The sequence below is a fragment of the Cryomorphaceae bacterium genome (assembly GCA_017798125.1).
In the GTDB taxonomy this organism is placed as follows: domain Bacteria; phylum Bacteroidota; class Bacteroidia; order Flavobacteriales; family ECT2AJA-044; genus ECT2AJA-044.
Genome location: CP059070.1, coordinates 2,395,973 through 2,414,449 on the forward strand (window position 1 = coordinate 2,395,973; position 18,477 = coordinate 2,414,449).

23 protein-coding genes are annotated in these 18,477 nt (G+C 50.1%); all 23 read left to right on the plus strand.

Annotation, left to right across the window (positions count from 1 at the left end):
* The first annotated feature begins 10 nt into the window (after positions 1–10).
* Positions 11–9,808 carry a hypothetical protein gene (locus tag HZ996_10585; GenBank protein QTN39563.1) on the plus strand — a complete coding sequence of 3,266 codons (9,798 nt, stop codon included), beginning with the start codon at positions 11–13 and terminating at the stop codon, positions 9,806–9,808.
* Positions 9,805–10,287 (plus strand): HYR domain-containing protein, encoded by a 483-nt coding sequence (locus HZ996_10590; GenBank protein ID QTN39564.1) that lies wholly within the window; start codon positions 9,805–9,807, stop codon positions 10,285–10,287. Before HZ996_10585 ends, HZ996_10590 begins: the two co-directional genes overlap by 4 nt.
* Entirely contained in the window at positions 10,284–10,766 is a 483-nt protein-coding gene (locus HZ996_10595; protein QTN39565.1) for an HYR domain-containing protein, read from the plus strand. The genes HZ996_10590 and HZ996_10595 overlap by 4 nt, the downstream gene beginning before the upstream one ends.
* Complete coding sequence (locus HZ996_10600; protein QTN39566.1) at positions 10,763–11,485, plus strand: hypothetical protein; 723 nt, start codon at positions 10,763–10,765, stop codon at positions 11,483–11,485. The genes HZ996_10595 and HZ996_10600 overlap by 4 nt, the downstream gene beginning before the upstream one ends.
* Complete coding sequence (locus tag HZ996_10605; GenBank protein ID QTN39567.1) at positions 11,482–11,724, plus strand: hypothetical protein; 243 nt, start codon at positions 11,482–11,484, stop codon at positions 11,722–11,724. The genes HZ996_10600 and HZ996_10605 overlap by 4 nt, the downstream gene beginning before the upstream one ends.
* Positions 11,721–12,203, plus strand: a complete 483-nt coding sequence (locus HZ996_10610) for an HYR domain-containing protein (protein QTN39568.1) — start codon at positions 11,721–11,723, stop codon at positions 12,201–12,203. The genes HZ996_10605 and HZ996_10610 overlap by 4 nt, the downstream gene beginning before the upstream one ends.
* Positions 12,200–13,642: a hypothetical protein gene (locus HZ996_10615; GenBank protein ID QTN39569.1), complete on the plus strand. Its 1,443-nt coding sequence runs from the start codon at positions 12,200–12,202 to the stop codon at positions 13,640–13,642. Before HZ996_10610 ends, HZ996_10615 begins: the two co-directional genes overlap by 4 nt.
* Entirely contained in the window at positions 13,639–14,121 is a 483-nt protein-coding gene (locus HZ996_10620; GenBank protein QTN39570.1) for an HYR domain-containing protein, read from the plus strand. The genes HZ996_10615 and HZ996_10620 overlap by 4 nt, the downstream gene beginning before the upstream one ends.
* The gene (locus HZ996_10625; GenBank protein ID QTN39571.1) at positions 14,118–14,360 is read left to right on the plus strand and encodes a hypothetical protein; all 243 of its coding nucleotides are present in this window, start codon (positions 14,118–14,120) and stop codon (positions 14,358–14,360) included. Before HZ996_10620 ends, HZ996_10625 begins: the two co-directional genes overlap by 4 nt.
* Complete coding sequence (locus HZ996_10630; protein ID QTN39572.1) at positions 14,357–14,599, plus strand: hypothetical protein; 243 nt, start codon at positions 14,357–14,359, stop codon at positions 14,597–14,599. Before HZ996_10625 ends, HZ996_10630 begins: the two co-directional genes overlap by 4 nt.
* On the plus strand, positions 14,596–15,078 hold the full coding sequence (locus HZ996_10635) for an HYR domain-containing protein (protein ID QTN39573.1): 483 nt from the start codon (positions 14,596–14,598) through the stop codon (positions 15,076–15,078). Before HZ996_10630 ends, HZ996_10635 begins: the two co-directional genes overlap by 4 nt.
* Positions 15,075–15,317: a hypothetical protein gene (locus HZ996_10640; protein ID QTN39574.1), complete on the plus strand. Its 243-nt coding sequence runs from the start codon at positions 15,075–15,077 to the stop codon at positions 15,315–15,317. Before HZ996_10635 ends, HZ996_10640 begins: the two co-directional genes overlap by 4 nt.
* The gene (locus HZ996_10645; protein QTN39575.1) at positions 15,314–15,556 is read left to right on the plus strand and encodes a hypothetical protein; all 243 of its coding nucleotides are present in this window, start codon (positions 15,314–15,316) and stop codon (positions 15,554–15,556) included. Before HZ996_10640 ends, HZ996_10645 begins: the two co-directional genes overlap by 4 nt.
* Positions 15,553–15,918, plus strand: a complete 366-nt coding sequence (locus tag HZ996_10650; protein QTN39576.1) for a hypothetical protein — start codon at positions 15,553–15,555, stop codon at positions 15,916–15,918. The genes HZ996_10645 and HZ996_10650 overlap by 4 nt, the downstream gene beginning before the upstream one ends.
* The gene (locus HZ996_10655; protein QTN39577.1) at positions 15,845–16,033 is read left to right on the plus strand and encodes a hypothetical protein; all 189 of its coding nucleotides are present in this window, start codon (positions 15,845–15,847) and stop codon (positions 16,031–16,033) included. Before HZ996_10650 ends, HZ996_10655 begins: the two co-directional genes overlap by 74 nt.
* Positions 16,030–16,752 carry a hypothetical protein gene (locus tag HZ996_10660; protein ID QTN39578.1) on the plus strand — a complete coding sequence of 241 codons (723 nt, stop codon included), beginning with the start codon at positions 16,030–16,032 and terminating at the stop codon, positions 16,750–16,752. The genes HZ996_10655 and HZ996_10660 overlap by 4 nt, the downstream gene beginning before the upstream one ends.
* Positions 16,749–16,991: a hypothetical protein gene (locus HZ996_10665; protein ID QTN39579.1), complete on the plus strand. Its 243-nt coding sequence runs from the start codon at positions 16,749–16,751 to the stop codon at positions 16,989–16,991. The genes HZ996_10660 and HZ996_10665 overlap by 4 nt, the downstream gene beginning before the upstream one ends.
* Positions 16,988–17,230 (plus strand): hypothetical protein, encoded by a 243-nt coding sequence (locus HZ996_10670; GenBank protein QTN39580.1) that lies wholly within the window; start codon positions 16,988–16,990, stop codon positions 17,228–17,230. Before HZ996_10665 ends, HZ996_10670 begins: the two co-directional genes overlap by 4 nt.
* Positions 17,227–17,469: a hypothetical protein gene (locus tag HZ996_10675; GenBank protein ID QTN39581.1), complete on the plus strand. Its 243-nt coding sequence runs from the start codon at positions 17,227–17,229 to the stop codon at positions 17,467–17,469. The genes HZ996_10670 and HZ996_10675 overlap by 4 nt, the downstream gene beginning before the upstream one ends.
* On the plus strand, positions 17,466–17,729 hold the full coding sequence (locus tag HZ996_10680) for a hypothetical protein (GenBank protein QTN39582.1): 264 nt from the start codon (positions 17,466–17,468) through the stop codon (positions 17,727–17,729). Before HZ996_10675 ends, HZ996_10680 begins: the two co-directional genes overlap by 4 nt.
* A complete protein-coding gene (locus tag HZ996_10685) occupies positions 17,707–17,967 on the plus strand; it encodes a hypothetical protein (GenBank protein QTN39583.1) in 261 nt (86 codons plus the stop codon). Before HZ996_10680 ends, HZ996_10685 begins: the two co-directional genes overlap by 23 nt.
* Complete coding sequence (locus tag HZ996_10690; protein QTN39584.1) at positions 17,945–18,118, plus strand: hypothetical protein; 174 nt, start codon at positions 17,945–17,947, stop codon at positions 18,116–18,118. The genes HZ996_10685 and HZ996_10690 overlap by 23 nt, the downstream gene beginning before the upstream one ends.
* A 67-nt stretch (positions 18,119–18,185) precedes the next feature.
* Entirely contained in the window at positions 18,186–18,449 is a 264-nt protein-coding gene (locus tag HZ996_10695; GenBank protein QTN39585.1) for a hypothetical protein, read from the plus strand.
* Positions 18,450–18,477 lie beyond the last annotated feature (28 nt).

Here is an 18,477-nt window from a genome sequence, read left to right on the forward strand (position 1 = left end):
ACGACATACCTTGCGCCTATTACTGGTAACCTTTGTGTTGCTTGGCTCTGCTATGGCCCTACGGGCCGAGGGAACGAAAGAGCTTCGTCCTCAGCAAGACACAACCATTGGCGGCACCACCTTCACGGTCGAAGGAGCTTTGGCCCCTTACGATTGGGGAGGCGACTTTGCGTCTTGGGAATCCAGCACCAATCCTGATGAGCGACTGAACATTCACATTTTTGACAATTCTCGAGAGTACATCTATTTCGGTTTCGCTCCACAGCGTACGGACGAAATCACCTATTGGCGCCTTCGAGACCCTAATGACAATATTGTTGCCTCCGGTACCATAGAACCCGGGAACCCTGGCTTCATTGACAGCTATGCTGAGGCCGTCGCTGGTCCAAATGATGCCGTGAACTTCCCAAATCCGGGCGGATACGATGCGATTCGATTCGATCCCTCAATGAACGGGGACTACTACATCGAGTTAAACTTCGAAAACAACGTAGCTCAAAATACTACACGCGCTTCTAGCGGAGGCGATTTCGCAAACCGATATGACTTTTTTGACATCACCGTTATTGATGAAACGGTGGATGAAGTAAAGCTCGGTCGCGTCTGGGCGACAAAATGGGCGTTAATCACCAATGGTTCCAACGTCGTATTCAAACCTTCCGTGTACGTATATCGCGAAGATGGAACACTCTACGAAGTCAAGTACAACGATATTCGTCCTTTTGGATTCGGAATTGTGGCGAATACATGGGGATTAGATACCGCCTTGAACCTCTTTGAATCCAGAAAAACCAGAGATGGTTCCGACCTGAACGGAACATTTACGGGATCCGGTGGGGCTCCAGCCTATGGAGAGGTCCCCTATCAGCCCGAACACAAGATTTTCTTGAATCCCCCCGACGATTCTGCCTTTCCATACGCCTCCACTGTTCCTTCTGCAGCGCTTACCTCGATTACCGGGATTTCATGTGTTGGAAGCAACTACTGTATTAACGTTACGGCGGATGCGGATGGTCAGGTCACTTTGGATATCGATGCCAATAACGATGGCGATACCGATGACCCTGAAGACCTTGTTCTTTTCGAATTGGTTCAGGCAGGAAGCAATTGTATCGAATGGGACGGATTGGATGGACTTGGAGTTGAAGTCGGGGATGGAGCCACAATTTCCATCGAATTCAAATACGAAGCGGGACTCGTTCACTTCCCTATCTACGATGCGGAGAACAACGACGGTGGATTTACTGTAAATCAGCTTGCGCCAAGTTCTATAAACAACGTAGCTCAGTTCTGGAATGATCTTCCCGTGGGTGGGAGTTCAGACACAACAACTGGCTGTACATCGACTGTGTGCCATACTTGGAGTGGAACAAATGAGATCTTCCACAACACATGGGTAGTTTCCAACGAATTCATCTCAACTTCGAGCTACATTTTTAACAGCTACTGTCCTCCAACGGCCATCAACGATACCGTCACAGTCAACGGATTCCAAGCCACCGGAGTAGACCCCATTCCAAATGATGACTTTCCCAAGTCTAATCCTGACTTCACAACAATCTCCATTGTTACGAGTCCTGTGAACGGGGTAGTGACCAACATCAACACCTCAGACGGAACGTTCACCTACACTCCAGGGCCAGGATTCTCTGGTTCAGACAGTTTGGAGTATGAAATTTGTGACGACCACACCACGCCAACTTGTGTCACCGCTTGGGTATATATCAACGGAAACATTGTAGCAGGACCTTGTACACCTGAAACAGGTAAAATTAAAGTGGCCGGAACCGTATGGGAAGACGAAGACAGAGATCAATCCATTGACGGCTCTGAGAATGAGTATCAAGGAGCTCTCATTAGGGTTTGGAATGACGTTGACGGAGATGGAACTCTAAGTTCTGGTGATACACGATTCGATTCCACTTTCACGGACGCAAATGGGGAGTACTCTCTTTCCATAGATGTGAGTGGCGGATCTGGAGGAAGTGGCGCCACCGATGGATTCGAGAGCAATAATCTCATTGGAGGAACTGGGTGGGCTGCCGGTTGGACCGAAACAGACAACGGAGGTGTCGGTACATCTACCGGAAATATTCAGATCTCTACAGCACAAACGAATAGCGGGACCTACGCCATTCGATTCGATGATATTGGAGACGACACAGACAATGCTACGGCCACCAACAATATTGAGGACGGAGACGGTATTCAAAGAACAATTGACCTTACCGGTTATATTAGTCCAGAACTACAGTTTTCAGAGCGTAATGATAATGGAGAATCGGGAGATAATGTATTGGTTCGAATCAGTACCAACGGAGGTTCTAGTTACACGACCTTACTTACGCTCGTCGGAAATAACAACCAGACGTGGACAGACCAAACCATTGACTTATCCGCCTATGTTGGTCAAACTGTAATCATTGACTTTTCGGCATTTAATGGGACCACTTCTGCGTGGTGGCCAGATGCTGGAAATGACGTATGGTACCTGGATGACGTTGCTATTGTAGAAGCCGGCAGCAATTGTACCACTCCTACATTCACCGTACGAGACGAATTTTCGACCATCGCCTACGACAACAATGATGGCACAGCTAATTGGTTCAATAATTGGGAAGACGATGAAAATGGCTCTCCTGTCGTCGCATCACCATTCCAAAATCGATCAAATGGACAATCGATCTATATCGGTACCGATGTAGACGGTCCAAACGGTCCTGATGATCAGTGTTTGATTTTCGATGATGTCAACAACAACGACACCATTAGTAGACAGGTCGATTTGAGAAACGCATGCGGCACAGCAACATTCTCATTTGTCTACACCGAAAACGCTGGTGGTAGTAATGATCTTTTACAAGTCTCCGTAAACGGCACACAAGAGCTTACCTTGCCGAATAATGTTGGTAGCACTCCAACCAATGAGTCGATTGATCTCACCCCTTTTATTGGTCAAATTGTGACTATTGGATTCTATCCCACAGGCGGATGGGGAGGTGGAGATGAGTACTTCGTAGATGACGTTCAGGTCCAATACGAGGAAGCTGTTCCAGAAAAATTCATTGTTGAAGTTGATAGCACAACGATTCCATTCCCGTTCCTCTACACAACGCTAAGCGAAATCCCTGTGGAGGGTTCATGCTGTTCGGCACCTACTTATTGCGACTCAGACTTTGGATTTGACGCCTTTATACCACCTGTTGTGGGGGATGATGACGTTACGTTAGAGCAGTGTGAATCCGTTACCTTTAATGTTCTTTCTAACGATTTCGGACCGGACCCTGATCGAAATCTTGATACAGCCTCATTAGTTATTATCACGAACCCACTGAACGGTGTATTGTCCAATATCAATCCTGGTAATACAGGGGATATCACATACACCCCTAATACAAACTTTAATGGCTCCGACCAGTTCACCTATGCCATCTACGACGATGGATCCCCATCTTTAGGAGATACAGCGACTGTGACCATCACTGTAACGCCACCGGGTCAACAAATTTTCGTTTTAGATACTGTCATCAACGTTTCTTGCAACGGCTTGAATGACGGATCAATCGACCTGACAACTGGGGGTGGCTTTTTCCCTCTTAGTTATGATTGGTCTACAGGTGCTTCAACTGAAGATATTAGCAGCCTTTCAGCTGGGACCTACTTCTTGACCATTACAGATGCCAACGGTTGTACACTTATTCGAAGTTTTGTCGTCAGTCAACCCGACTCACTTGAAGTTCAATTAGTTACCGCCGACCTAAACTGTAATGGTGATTCGGATGGGGCGGTTACCAGCTTCGTTTCGGGCGGTACTCCTCCGTACTCCTACGCATGGAACACCGGTCCAGTAACTCCAAATTTGAATAGTCTACCGGCTGGAACTTATTCCGTAGTTGTAACGGATGCCAATGGTTGTACCGATAATGCACAAGTGACGATTAACGAACCGGACGTCCTGGTATTGGCTAATACCGTTTCTTCTGATGCTTGCGCTAGCTCAATCGACCTGACGGTAAGTGGTGGAACATTGCCATATGCCTATGCTTGGAGCAACGGTGCTGGATCTCAAGATGTTTCTGGTTTAGATGCGGGGACATACACCGTTACTGTAACCGACGGGAATGGATGTAAGGAGACCAGCACTGGTATCATTGTTCAGTCTGCTCAACTAAGCTTAGGTGTAACAAATACCGATGTTTCCTGTAACGGAGGAAGCGATGGAACGATTGATCTTACCATTACCGGAAATAATGGACCCTTCACCATTTCATGGACCAACGGTGCAAGTACAGAAGACTTAAGCGGCGTACCTGCTGGAACGTATCTCGTCACTGTAGACGACGCAGCCAATTGTTCAGCACAAATTACCGTAGTTGTCGACGAGCCCGACGCTATTGATCCAGGGGAAACCATTCAAAATGTTCTTTGCTTCGGTGATGCAAATGGTTCCATCACTTTGGTTCCTGTAGGCGGTACTTCCCCTTACTCTTTTGCTTGGAGTAATGGAGCCGGTAATGTAAGTAGTCAAACGAGCCTTTCCGCTGGAAACTATACGGTATCCATTACTGATGCAAATGGATGCTTATATACTGAAACCTTAGTAGTTGGTGGGCCTAGCAATGCCCTTTCCTCTGGAATAGTCCAAGCAAATGTTACATGTAGCGGTGAAAATGACGGTGTACTGACCGCCAACGTTTCAGGAGGAACATCGCCTTACGCATACAATTGGTCTACTGGAGGCGCAACAAATTCTATTTCTTCGTTGAGTCCCGGGACCTACTTTGTTACCATTACAGATGATAATAGCTGTCAAGTAACAGAAAGCTATACCATCACGGAGCCTGATGAACTTACATTGTCCTATGTTCTTACGCAAAACCCATGTAATGGAAACGCACTTGGAGAAATAGACATTACTGTCATTGGTGGTACTGGCCCTTACACTTATGGGTGGTCTGACGGACCAAATACTCAAGACCGAACGGGGCTTACCGAAGGAAGCTATACGCTGAATGTTTTTGACGCAAATGGATGCTCTGTTGACACAACGATTTCACTTAGCGATCCAAATGTCATATCTACTTCTACGGTAATTACAAATGCCTCTTCAGTATCCGCATCAGATGGTGCCATTGACTTGAACGTCTCAGGAGGAACATCACCATTTACCTACCTCTGGTCTAACGGGGCTGTAGTTCAAGATCCGAGTGGCTTGGCGGTAGGAACCTATTGTGTCACTATTACCGATGATAATGGTTGTACGTTGATTGTATGTAAGACCGTTATCGCTGATATACCTGCCGCCGATTGTGGTAGTGGTATAGTCGCAGATAACTTTAGCACTCCAGACGTCTGGACGAATCAGGACGGAAGCATTAATTGGAGTACGGATTGGACAGAAGAAGGAGAAGGTCAAGATGCGAGCGCTGGAAGAAACCGAAATGAAGCCAATGCAAACTGCCCAAATGGAAATTGTCTTGTCTTCGGAGCTGGAGGAGTTGTGGCGCAAACCAATGATGCCGTTTATCGTGAAGTCGATTTAACGAATGCGACAACTGCTACCTTGACTTTTGATTGGTTTACATTCGAGACGGAAAGTAGCGCGAGTGAAAATGTTATTGTAGAAATAGACACCACAGGTACAGGATCTTCATACACAACTGTCTACACTATTCTATCGGCAGCGGGGACCAACCAAAGCGGTTCAGGATCTGCAAACGAAAATCTGAACTCCTATGTGGGCAAAGTGGCCAGACTTCGGTTTAGAATTCAAAATGGATTTAGTATTGCCTCGGAAGAAATTCTTGTTGATAACATACAAATCAGTATTACCTCTACCACGGATCTTCAAGTCACTATTACGGAGACCGATGCTCTTTGTAATGGAAGCGCCGATGGAGAGGCAGTAGCGAGTGTTTCAGGGGGTACTGGGCCGTATACATACGCATGGAGCAGCGGAGGCAATGGAATTACTGAAACAGGACTTGGACAAGGTGTTTACACCGTAACGGTTACCGATGACGAAGGTTGTACGGTACAAGGGATCGCTATCATTGACGAACCTACCTCCATTTCTCTTAGTGGCTCAACTACGGACAATTTCTGTGTCGGAGACTCTCAAGGATCGATTGACTTAGATGTAAATGGTGGAACACCTCCATACGCTTATGCCTGGACCAATGGTGCTGGAAGTGCTCAAGATCCAACCGGCTTGTCAGCAGGATCATACACGGTTGATGTCACAGACGATAACGGGTGTAATGCTCAAATCAGTTTTACCATCAACGAACCATCCAACGCACTCTCTGCTTCTGCCTCTCCAACAGATGTTTCGTGTAATGGGGATTCAGATGGTTCGATAGATCTTACTGTGACCTTTGGAACTCCACCATATAGCTACGTCTGGGACAACGGCGCTGGCTCAAGTCAAGACCCAAGTGGATTGAGCGCAGGAACGTACAACGTGACGGTTACTGACGCAAATGGTTGTACCACTACTGCATCAGCCGTTGTTTCCGAGCCAAGTGCTCTAGTAGCAACAGCGGTCGACGGTACCGTACCATGTTTTGGAGACACAGAGGGTTCCGCAAGTGTTAATCCTTCAGGAGGAACTCCCCCATACATGTACCAATGGAATGCCCCTGCCGGTAACCAAACTACCCAGACCGCCACTGGGCTTGTAGCGGGAACCTATAATGTCGTAATTACAGACGCTAATGGATGTACGGCGAACGTGGACGTTGATGTTACCGAACCAAGTCTTTTATCCGTGACCATTGGAAGTGTCGTGAATGTTGATTGCAATGGCAATGCAACTGGGAGCGCTACGGCAAATCCGACTGGAGGAACCCCTCCTTATACCTACAGCTGGAGTGCATCCGCTGGAAATCAGACAACGCAAACAGCCAGCAATGTTGCTGCTGGGACAATTATAGTCGTTGTGACAGATGCCAACGGCTGTACCGCCCAAAACAACGTCACGCTCACAGAACCTTCACCTCTGATCACAGGATTTACTATTAACACTGCCTTAAGCTGCAATGGTGATAATAGCGCTCAGGCTACAATTACGGCGAGCGGTGGGACCCCGCCCTATTCTTACCAGTGGCCTGCTTCAGCTGGAAGTTCAACTTCCGCGACCGTTTCATCCTTGAGTGGAGGAACATACATAGCAACGGTTACGGACGATAATGGTTGTACCTCAGAAGTTAGTGTAGTTATTTCGGAACCGGATGTAATAACTGTTGATGTCATTTTGGCGAGTGGAGTATCATGCACCGGTGAATCCGACGCAACAGCCACTGCTTCATCTTCAGGTGGTACTGGCTCTTTCACTTACTTATGGTCCGATGGACAATCTACACAAACGGCAACCGGCCTTGGTTCAGGGACCTACAGCGTTACCGTTACAGATCAAAACGGTTGTACTGAAACTGGTTCAATTGTTATCGCAAACCCTCCTGTTTTAACCGTAGTTGCATCTCAAGTCCAAGGTGTTACTTGTAATGGAGATGGAGATGGAGAAGCAACTGTAGTTCCTTCAGGAGGAACACCTCCTTATTCTTATCAATGGGACGGAAATGCAGGAGCACAGGTTACTCAGAACGCTACAAACTTGATTGGTGGTGTCTTTAACGTAATCGTAACAGATGCAAACGGATGTATCGCAAACGACTGGGTTACCATTACAGAGCCTGATGTCCTTACAGTCGTGGGAAGCGAAAATTCAGCCGTTACATGTAATGGCTTGTCAGATGGAACAGCTACAGCAACGCCTACTGGAGGAACTGGGCCTTATAGCTATCAATGGGGAGCTTCAGCAGGTAACCAAACCACTCAGACAGCAACGGGGCTTGCGGCGGGAACATATAGTGTCGTGATTACTGATGCCAATGGATGTACGGCTTCTGACAATACTGTCGTCATTAGTCAACCGAATGCTATTGTAGTCAACGCCATTGAATCAAGTGCGGTTTCATGTAATGGACTAAATGACGGACAAGCTCTCATTAACTCTACTACTGGAGGAAATGGTGGCTTTACATATGAATGGAGTACCGGGGGAATTGGTACAAGTGTTAGTGGCCTTTCTGCAGGAACCTATGGAGTTACCGCAACGGATGCACTTGGTTGTACAGGTAAAACAACTGTCGTCATTACTGAGCCTGAGGCCTTGACACTTAATGTTGTCCTCGTTCAAGACGTTCAGTGTAATGGTGACGCGGATGGATCAGCCACTGCAAGCGTTTCCGGTGGTACTCCTCCGTACTCATTTGCCTGGGACAATCTTGAAAGCACTCAAACTGCAGTAGCACTATCTGCCGGTAGCCAGGGAGTAGTTGTAACGGACGCAAATGGCTGTTCTGTATCGGGTTCGATTACGATAAACGAACCTGTCGCCTTGTTTGCGTTTGCCCCTGCTGGTCGAGTTAGTTGCCTTGGAGATTCTGATGGTGCCTTTAATATGGTCGTATCAGGTGGAACATCTCCTTACACATATGCATGGAGCAATGGAGACATTACTGAAGATGTAGAAAACCTTGCGGCCGGTACATACTCGGTGACCATTACTGATACCAACGGATGTATAACAGAACTAGAATCCCTATTGATTACTTCTCCGGATGGCATATCTGGATCATCAACTAACATTACGGACGTAGACTGTTTCGGAGCGTCTACTGGCTCAATCACCGTTTCTGCATCTGGCGGCTCTGGATCATTGACTTTCCAATGGTCCAATGGTGCTAGTAGCTCAGGATCTTCATATTCGCCAACCTATCTTCAAGATATGGAGGCAGGAAGTACGGCTAATGTGGAGGCTGAATGCTGGCAGTTAGTGGGAGGATCCATCAATGCAACGAACGTAATAGAGGGTGCTGTAAGCTTCCGTTCTGGAAACATGAATAACTCAACTTCTGAGCGGTCTATTACTAGCCCATGGACCTCATTAACCTCAAGCGCTCCGATTTCATTTATTTACGATAAGAATAACACAAATACGGGCAACGTAACCCTGAAGGTTGTTGCCATCGATGAAAGCAACAATGAATCGACGATTTGGGGTCCTAACTTAGTACCATCTATTCCTGAAGCTGTTACCTTCCCGTCTGGTGTAACCGGCAACTATCAGTTAAAATTTGAGTTCAACAGTACCGGGGGCGGGAATACTAGAGCCATCCTAGACAGCATTGTAATAGCTGGAAGAATTGTTGGTGATACGGCAAACGTACCTGGAAATGGAAATTGCAACCTACTTGTAAGTCCTCCTGATGGAAATCCAGCCTCCAATTTCGCCACCTCCTCGATTAGTGATTTGGCCGCTGGTACATATTCGGTTTCTGTTACCGATGAGAATGGCTGTAAGCAAGTCATCTCAGGTCTTGTTGTTGGAGAGCCAGCATCTGCGCTTGTCGCAGATGCCGATCTTGTTTCTGATGCCTCTTGCCCAAGCTCATCTGATGGATCCGCCACGGCTAGTGCTTCTGGTGGTACTGCTCCATATTCGTATCTCTGGAGTTCGGGTGCCAACACCAACACCGCGAGTGGTCTTTCTGCAGGGTCCTACGACGTGACTGTTACCGACGTCAATGGATGTAAGAGCATTGCTTCGGTTGCAGTTGCCGGTGTTGACAACATCGATCCGACAGCCATCTGTCAAGACATCACCATCCAACTCGACGCTTCCGGTAACGCCTCCATCTCCACTTCCGATATCGACAACGGGTCGGCCGATAACTGTGGCATCGACAACATCTCCTCGATATCACCACATTCGATTGTACCAACGTCGGACCAAACACCGTGACCCTTACCGTCACCGATGAGAATGGCAATACCGATCAGTGTACCGCTACGGTGACCGTCGAAGACAACATCGATCCGACAGCCATCTGTCAAGACATCACCATCCAACTCGACGCTTCCGGTAACGCCTCCATCTCCACTTCCGATATCGACAACGGGTCGGCCGATAACTGTGGCATCGACAACATCTCCCTCGATATCACCACATTCGATTGTACCAACGTCGGACCAAACACCGTGACCCTTACCGTCACCGATGAGAATGGCAATACCGATCAGTGTACCGCTACGGTGACCGTCGAAGACAACATCGATCCGACAGCCATCTGTCAAGACATCACCATCCAACTCGACGCTTCCGGTAACGCCTCCATCTCCACTTCCGATATCGACAACGGGTCGGCCGATAACTGTGGCATCGACAACATCTCCTCGATATCACCACATTCGATTGTACCAACGTCGGACCAAACACCGTGACCCTTACCGTCACCGATGAGAATGGCAATACCGATCAGTGTACCGCTACGGTGACCGTCGAAGACAACATCGATCCGACAGCCATCTGTCAAGACATCACCATCCAACTCGACGCTTCCGGTAACGCCTCCATCTCCACTTCCGATATCGACAACGGGTCGGCCGATAACTGTGGCATCGACAACATCTCCCTCGATATCACCACATTCGATTGTACCAACGTCGGACCAAACACCGTGACCCTTACCGTCACCGATGAGAATGGCAATACCGATCAGTGTACCGCTACGGTGACCGTCGAAGACAACATCGATCCGACAGCCATCTGTCAAGACATCACCATCCAACTCGACGCTTCCGGTAACGCCTCCATCTCCACTTCCGATATCGACAACGGGTCGGCCGATAACTGTGGCATCGACAACATCTCCTCGATATCACCACATTCGATTGTACCAACGTCGGACCAAACACCGTGACCCTTACCGTCACCGATGAGAATGGCAATACCGATCAGTGTACCGCTACGGTGACCGTCGAAGACAACATCGATCCGACAGCCATCTGTCAAGACATCACCATCCAACTCGACGCTTCCGGTAACGCCTCCATCTCCACTTCCGATATCGACAACGGGTCGGCCGATAACTGTGGCATCGACAACATCTCCCTCGATATCACCACATTCGATTGTACCAACGTCGGACCAAACACCGTGACCCTTACCGTCACCGATGAGAATGGCAATACCGATCAGTGTACCGCTACGGTGACCGTCGAAGACAACATCGATCCGACAGCCATCTGTCAAGACATCACCATCCAACTCGACGCTTCCGGTAACGCCTCCATCTCCACTTCCGATATCGACAACGGGTCGGCCGATAACTGTGGCATCGACAACATCTCCCTCGATATCACCACATTCGATTGTACCAACGTCGGACCAAACACCGTGACCCTTACCGTCACCGATGAGAATGGCAATACCGATCAGTGTACCGCTACGGTGACCGTCGAAGACAACATCGATCCGACAGCCATCTGTCAAGACATCACCATCCAACTCGACGCTTCCGGTAACGCCTCCATCTCCACTTCCGATATCGACAACGGGTCGGCCGATAACTGTGGCATCGACAACATCTCCTCGATATCACCACATTCGATTGTACCAACGTCGGACCAAACACCGTGACCCTTACCGTCACCGATGAGAATGGCAATACCGATCAGTGTACCGCTACGGTGACCGTCGAAGACAACATCGATCCGACAGCCATCTGTCAAGACATCACCATCCAACTCGACGCTTCCGGTAACGCCTCCATCTCCACTTCCGATATCGACAACGGGTCGGCCGATAACTGTGGCATCGACAACATCTCCTCGATATCACCACATTCGATTGTACCAACGTCGGACCAAACACCGTGACCCTTACCGTCACCGATGAGAATGGCAATACCGATCAGTGTACCGCTACGGTGACCGTCGAAGACAACATCGATCCGACAGCCATCTGTCAAGACATCACCATCCAACTCGACGCTTCCGGTAACGCCTCCATCTCCACTTCCGATATCGACAACGGGTCGGCCGATAACTGTGGCATCGACAACATCTCCCTCGATATCACCACATTCGATTGTACCAACGTCGGACCAAACACCGTGACCCTTACCGTCACCGATGAGAATGGCAATACCGATCAGTGTACCGCTACGGTGACCGTCGAAGACAACATCGATCCGACAGCCATCTGTCAAGACATCACCATCCAACTCGACGCTTCCGGTAACGCCTCCATCTCCACTTCCGATATCGACAACGGGTCGGCCGATAACTGTGGCATCGACAACATCTCCTCGATATCACCACATTCGATTGTACCAACGTCGGACCAAACACCGTGACCCTTACCGTCACCGATGAGAATGGCAATACCGATCAGTGTACCGCTACGGTGACCGTCGAAGACAACATCGATCCGACAGCCATCTGTCAAGACATCACCATCCAACTCGACGCTTCCGGTAACGCCTCCATCTCCACTTCCGATATCGACAACGGGTCGGCCGATAACTGTGGCATCGACAACATCTCCCTCGATATCACCACATTCGATTGTACCAACGTCGGACCAAACACCGTGACCCTTACCGTCACCGATGAGAATGGCAATACCGATCAGTGTACCGCTACGGTGACCGTCGAAGACAACATCGATCCGACAGCCATCTGTCAAGACATCACCATCCAACTCGACGCTTCCGGTAACGCCTCCATCTCCACTTCCGATATCGACAACGGGTCGGCCGATAACTGTGGCATCGACAACATCTCCCTCGATATCACCACATTCGATTGTACCAACGTCGGACCAAACACCGTGACCCTTACCGTCACCGATGAGAATGGCAATACCGATCAGTGTACCGCTACGGTGACCGTCGAAGACAACATCGATCCGACAGCCATCTGTCAAGACATCACCATCCAACTCGACGCTTCCGGTAACGCCTCCATCTCCACTTCCGATATCGACAACGGGTCGGCCGATAACTGTGGCATCGACAACATCTCCCTCGATATCACCACATTCGATTGTACCAACGTCGGACCAAACACCGTGACCCTTACCGTCACCGATGAGAATGGCAATACCGATCAGTGTACCGCTACGGTGACCGTCGAAGACAACATCGATCCGACAGCCATCTGTCAAGACATCACCATCCAACTCGACGCTTCCGGTAACGCCTCCATCTCCACTTCCGATATCGACAACGGGTCGGCCGATAACTGTGGCATCGACAACATCTCCCTCGATATCACCACATTCGATTGTACCAACGTCGGACCAAACACCGTGACCCTTACCGTCACCGATGAGAATGGCAATACCGATCAGTGTACCGCTACGGTGACCGTCGAAGACAACATCGATCCGACAGCCATCTGTCAAGACATCACCATCCAACTCGACGCTTCCGGTAACGCCTCCATCTCCACTTCCGATATCGACAACGGGTCGGCCGATAACTGTGGCATCGACAACATCTCCCTCGATATCACCACATTCGATTGTACCAACGTCGGACCAAACACCGTGACCCTTACCGTCACCGATGAGAATGGCAATACCGATCAGTGTACCGCTACGGTGACCGTCGAAGACAACATCGATCCGACAGCCATCTGTCAAGACATCACCATCCAACTCGACGCTTCCGGTAACGCCTCCATCTCCACTTCCGATATCGACAACGGGTCGGCCGATAACTGTGGCATCGACAACATCTCCTCGATATCACCACATTCGATTGTACCAACGTCGGACCAAACACCGTGACCCTTACCGTCACCGATGAGAATGGCAATACCGATCAGTGTACCGCTACGGTGACCGTCGAAGACAACATCGATCCGACAGCCATCTGTCAAGACATCACCATCCAACTCGACGCTTCCGGTAACGCCTCCATCTCCACTTCCGATATCGACAACGGGTCGGCCGATAACTGTGGCATCGACAACATCTCCCTCGATATCACCACATTCGATTGTACCAACGTCGGACCAAACACCGTGACCCTTACCGTCACCGATGAGAATGGCAATACCGATCAGTGTACCGCTACGGTGACCGTCGAAGACAACATCGATCCGACAGCCATCTGTCAAGACATCACCATCCAACTCGACGCTTCCGGTAACGCCTCCATCTCCACTTCCGATATCGACAACGGGTCGGCCGATAACTGTGGCATCGACAACATCTCCTCGATATCACCACATTCGATTGTACCAACGTCGGACCAAACACCGTGACCCTTACCGTCACCGATGAGAATGGCAATACCGATCAGTGTACCGCTACGGTGACCGTCGAAGACAACATCGATCCGACAGCCATCTGTCAAGACATCACCATCCAACTCGACGCTTCCGGTAACGCCTCCATCTCCACTTCCGATATCGACAACGGGTCGGCCGATAACTGTGGCATCGACAACATCTCCTCGATATCACCACATTCGATTGTACCAACGTCGGACCAAACACCGTGACCCTTACCGTCACCGATGAGAATGGCAATACCGATCAGTGTACCGCTACGGTGACCGTCGAAGACAACATCGATCCGACAGCCATCTGTCAAGACATCACCATCCAACTCGACGCTTCCGGTAACGCCTCCATCTCCACTTCCGATATCGACAACGGGTCGGCCGATAACTGTGGCATCGACAACATCTCCTCGATATCACCACATTCGATTGTACCAACGTCGGACCAAACACCGTGACCCTTACCGTCACCGATGAGAATGGCAATACCGATCAGTGTACCGCTACGGTGACCGTCGAAGACAACATCGATCCGACAGCCATCTGTCAAGACATCACCATCCAACTCGACGCTTCCGGTAACGCCTCCATCTCCACTTCCGATATCGACAACGGGTCGGCCGATAACTGTGGCATCGACAACATCTCCCTCGATATCACCACATTCGATTGTACCAACGTCGGACCAAACACCGTGACCCTTACCGTCACCGATGAGAATGGCAATACCGATCAGTGTACCGCTACGGTGACCGTCGAAGACAACATCGATCCGACAGCCATCTGTCAAGACATCACCATCCAACTCGACGCTTCCGGTAACGCCTCCATCTCCACTTCCGATATCGACAACGGGTCGGCCGATAACTGTGGCATCGACAACATCTCCTCGATATCACCACATTCGATTGTACCAACGTCGGACCAAACACCGTGACCCTTACCGTCACCGATGAGAATGGCAATACCGATCAGTGTACCGCTACGGTGACCGTCGAAGACAACATCGATCCGACAGCCATCTGTCAAGACATCACCATCCAACTCGACGCTTCCGGTAACGCCTCCATCTCCACTTCCGATATCGACAACGGGTCGGCCGATAACTGTGGCATCGACAACATCTCCTCGATATCACCACATTCGATTGTACCAACGTCGGACCAAACACCGTGACCCTTACCGTCACCGATGAGAATGGCAATACCGATCAGTGTACCGCTACGGTGACCGTCGAAGACAACATCGATCCGACAGCCATCTGTCAAGACATCACCATCCAACTCGACGCTTCCGGTAACGCCTCCATCTCCACTTCCGATATCGACAACGGGTCGGCCGATAACTGTGGCATCGACAACATCTCCTCGATATCACCACATTCGATTGTACCAACGTCGGACCAAACACCGTGACCCTTACCGTCACCGATGAGAATGGCAATACCGATCAGTGTACCGCTACGGTGACCGTCGAAGACAACATCGATCCGACAGCCATCTGTCAAGACATCACCATCCAACTCGACGCTTCCGGTAACGCCTCCATCTCCACTTCCGATATCGACAACGGGTCGGCCGATAACTGTGGCATCGACAACATCTCCCTCGATATCACCACATTCGATTGTACCAACGTCGGACCAAACACCGTGACCCTTACCGTCACCGATGAGAATGGCAATACCGATCTGTACCGCTACGGTGACCGTCGAAGACAACATCGATCCGACAGCCATCTGTCAAGACATCACCATCCAACTCGACGCTTCCGGTAACGCCTCCATCTCCACTTCCGATATCGACAACGGGTCGGCCGATAACTGTGGCATCGACAACATCTCCTCGATATCACCACATTCGATTGTACCAACGTCGGACCAAACACCGTGACCCTTACCGTCACCGATGAGAATGGCAATACCGATCAGTGTACCGCTACGGTGACCGTCGAAGACAACATCGATCCGACAGCCATCTGTCAAGACATCACCATCCAACTCGACGCTTCCGGTAACGCCTCCATCTCCACTTCCGATATCGACAACGGGTCGGCCGATAACTGTGGCATCGACAACATCTCCCTCGATATCACCACATTCGATTGTACCAACGTCGGACCAAACACCGTGACCCTTACCGTCACCGATGAGAATGGCAATACCGATCAGTGTACCGCTACGGTGACCGTCGAAGACAACATCGATCCGACAGCCATCTGTCAAGACATCACCATCCAACTCGACGCTTCCGGTAACGCCTCCATCTCCACTTCCGATATCGACAACGGGTCGGCCGATAACTGTGGCATCGACAACATCTCCCTCGATATCACCACATTCGATTGTACCAACGTCGGACCAAACACCGTGACCCTTACCGTCACCGATGAGAATGGCAATACCGATCAGTGTACCGCTACGGTGACCGTCGAAGACAACATCGATCCGACAGCCATCTGTCAAGACATCACCATCCAACTCGACGCTTCCGGTAACGCCTCCATCTCCACTTCCGATATCGACAACGGGTCGGCCGATAACTGTGGCATCGACAACATCTCCTCGATATCACCACATTCGATTGTACCAACGTCGGACCAAACACCGTGACCCTTACCGTCACCGATGAGAATGGCAATACCGATCAGTGTACCGCTACGGTGACCGTCGAAGACAACATCGATCCGACAGCCATCTGTCAAGACATCACCATCCAACTCGACGCTTCCGGTAACGCCTCCATCTCCACTTCCGATATCGACAACGGGTCGGCCGATAACTGTGGCATCGACAACATCTCCTCGATATCACCACATTCGATTGTACCAACGTCGGACCAAACACCGTGACCCTTACCGTCACCGATGAGAATGGCAATACCGATCAGTGTACCGCTACGGTGACCGTCGAAGACAACATCGATCCGACAGCCATCTGTCAAGACATCACCATCCAACTCGACGCTTCCGGTAACGCCTCCATCTCCACTTCCGATATCGACAACGGGTCGGCCGATAACTGTGGCATCGACAACATCTCCTCGATATCACCACATTCGATTGTACCAACGTCGGACCAAACACCGTGACCCTTACCGTCACCGATGAGAATGGCAATACCGATCAGTGTACCGCTACGGTGACCGTCGAAGACAACATCGATCCGACAGCCATCTGTCAAGACATCACCATCCAACTCGACGCTTCCGGTAACGCCTCCATCTCCACTTCCGATATCGACAACGGGTCGGCCGATAACTGTGGCATCGACAACATCTCCTCGATATCACCACATTCGATTGTACCAACGTCGGACCAAACACCGTGACCCTTACCGTCACCGATGAGAATGGCAATACCGATCAGTGTACCGCTACGGTGACCGTCGAAGACAACATCGATCCGACAGCCATCTGTCAAGACATCACCATCCAACTCGACGCTTCCGGTAACGCCTCCATCTCCACTTCCGATATCGACAACGGGTCGGCCGATAACTGTGGCATCGACAACATCTCCCTCGATATCACCACATTCGATTGTACCAACGTCGGACCAAAACACCGTGACCCTTACCGTCACCGATGAGAATGGCAATACCGATCAGTGTACCGCTACGGTGACCGTCGAAGACAACATCGATCCGACAGCCATCTGTCAAGACATCACCATCAACTCGACGCTTCCGGTAACGCCTCCATCTCCACTTCCGATATCGACAACGGGTCGGCCGATAACTGTGGCATCGACAACATCTCCTCGATATCACCACATTCGATTGTACCAACGTCGGACCAAACACCGTGACCCTTACCGTCACCGATGAGAATGGCAATACCGATCAGTGTACCGCTACGGTGACCGTCGAAGACAACATCGATCCGACAGCCATCTGTCAAGACATCACCATCCAACTCGACGCTTCCGGTAACGCCTCCATCTCCCACTTCCGATATCGACAACGGGTCGGCCGATAACTGTGGCATCGACAACATCTCCCTCGATATCACCACATTCGATTGTACCAACGTCGGACCAAACACCGTGACCCTTACCGTCACCGATGAGAATGGCAATACCGATCAGTGTACCGCTACGGTGACCGTCGAAGACAACATCGATCCGACAGCCATCTGTCAAGACATCACCATCCAACTCGACGCTTCCGGTAACGCCTCCATCTCCACTTCCGATATCGACAACGGGTCGGCCGATAACTGTGGCATCGACAACATCTCCCTCGATATCACCACATTCGATTGTACCAACGTCGGACCAAACACCGTGACCCCTTACCGTCACCGATGAGAATGGCAATACCGATCAGTGTACCGCT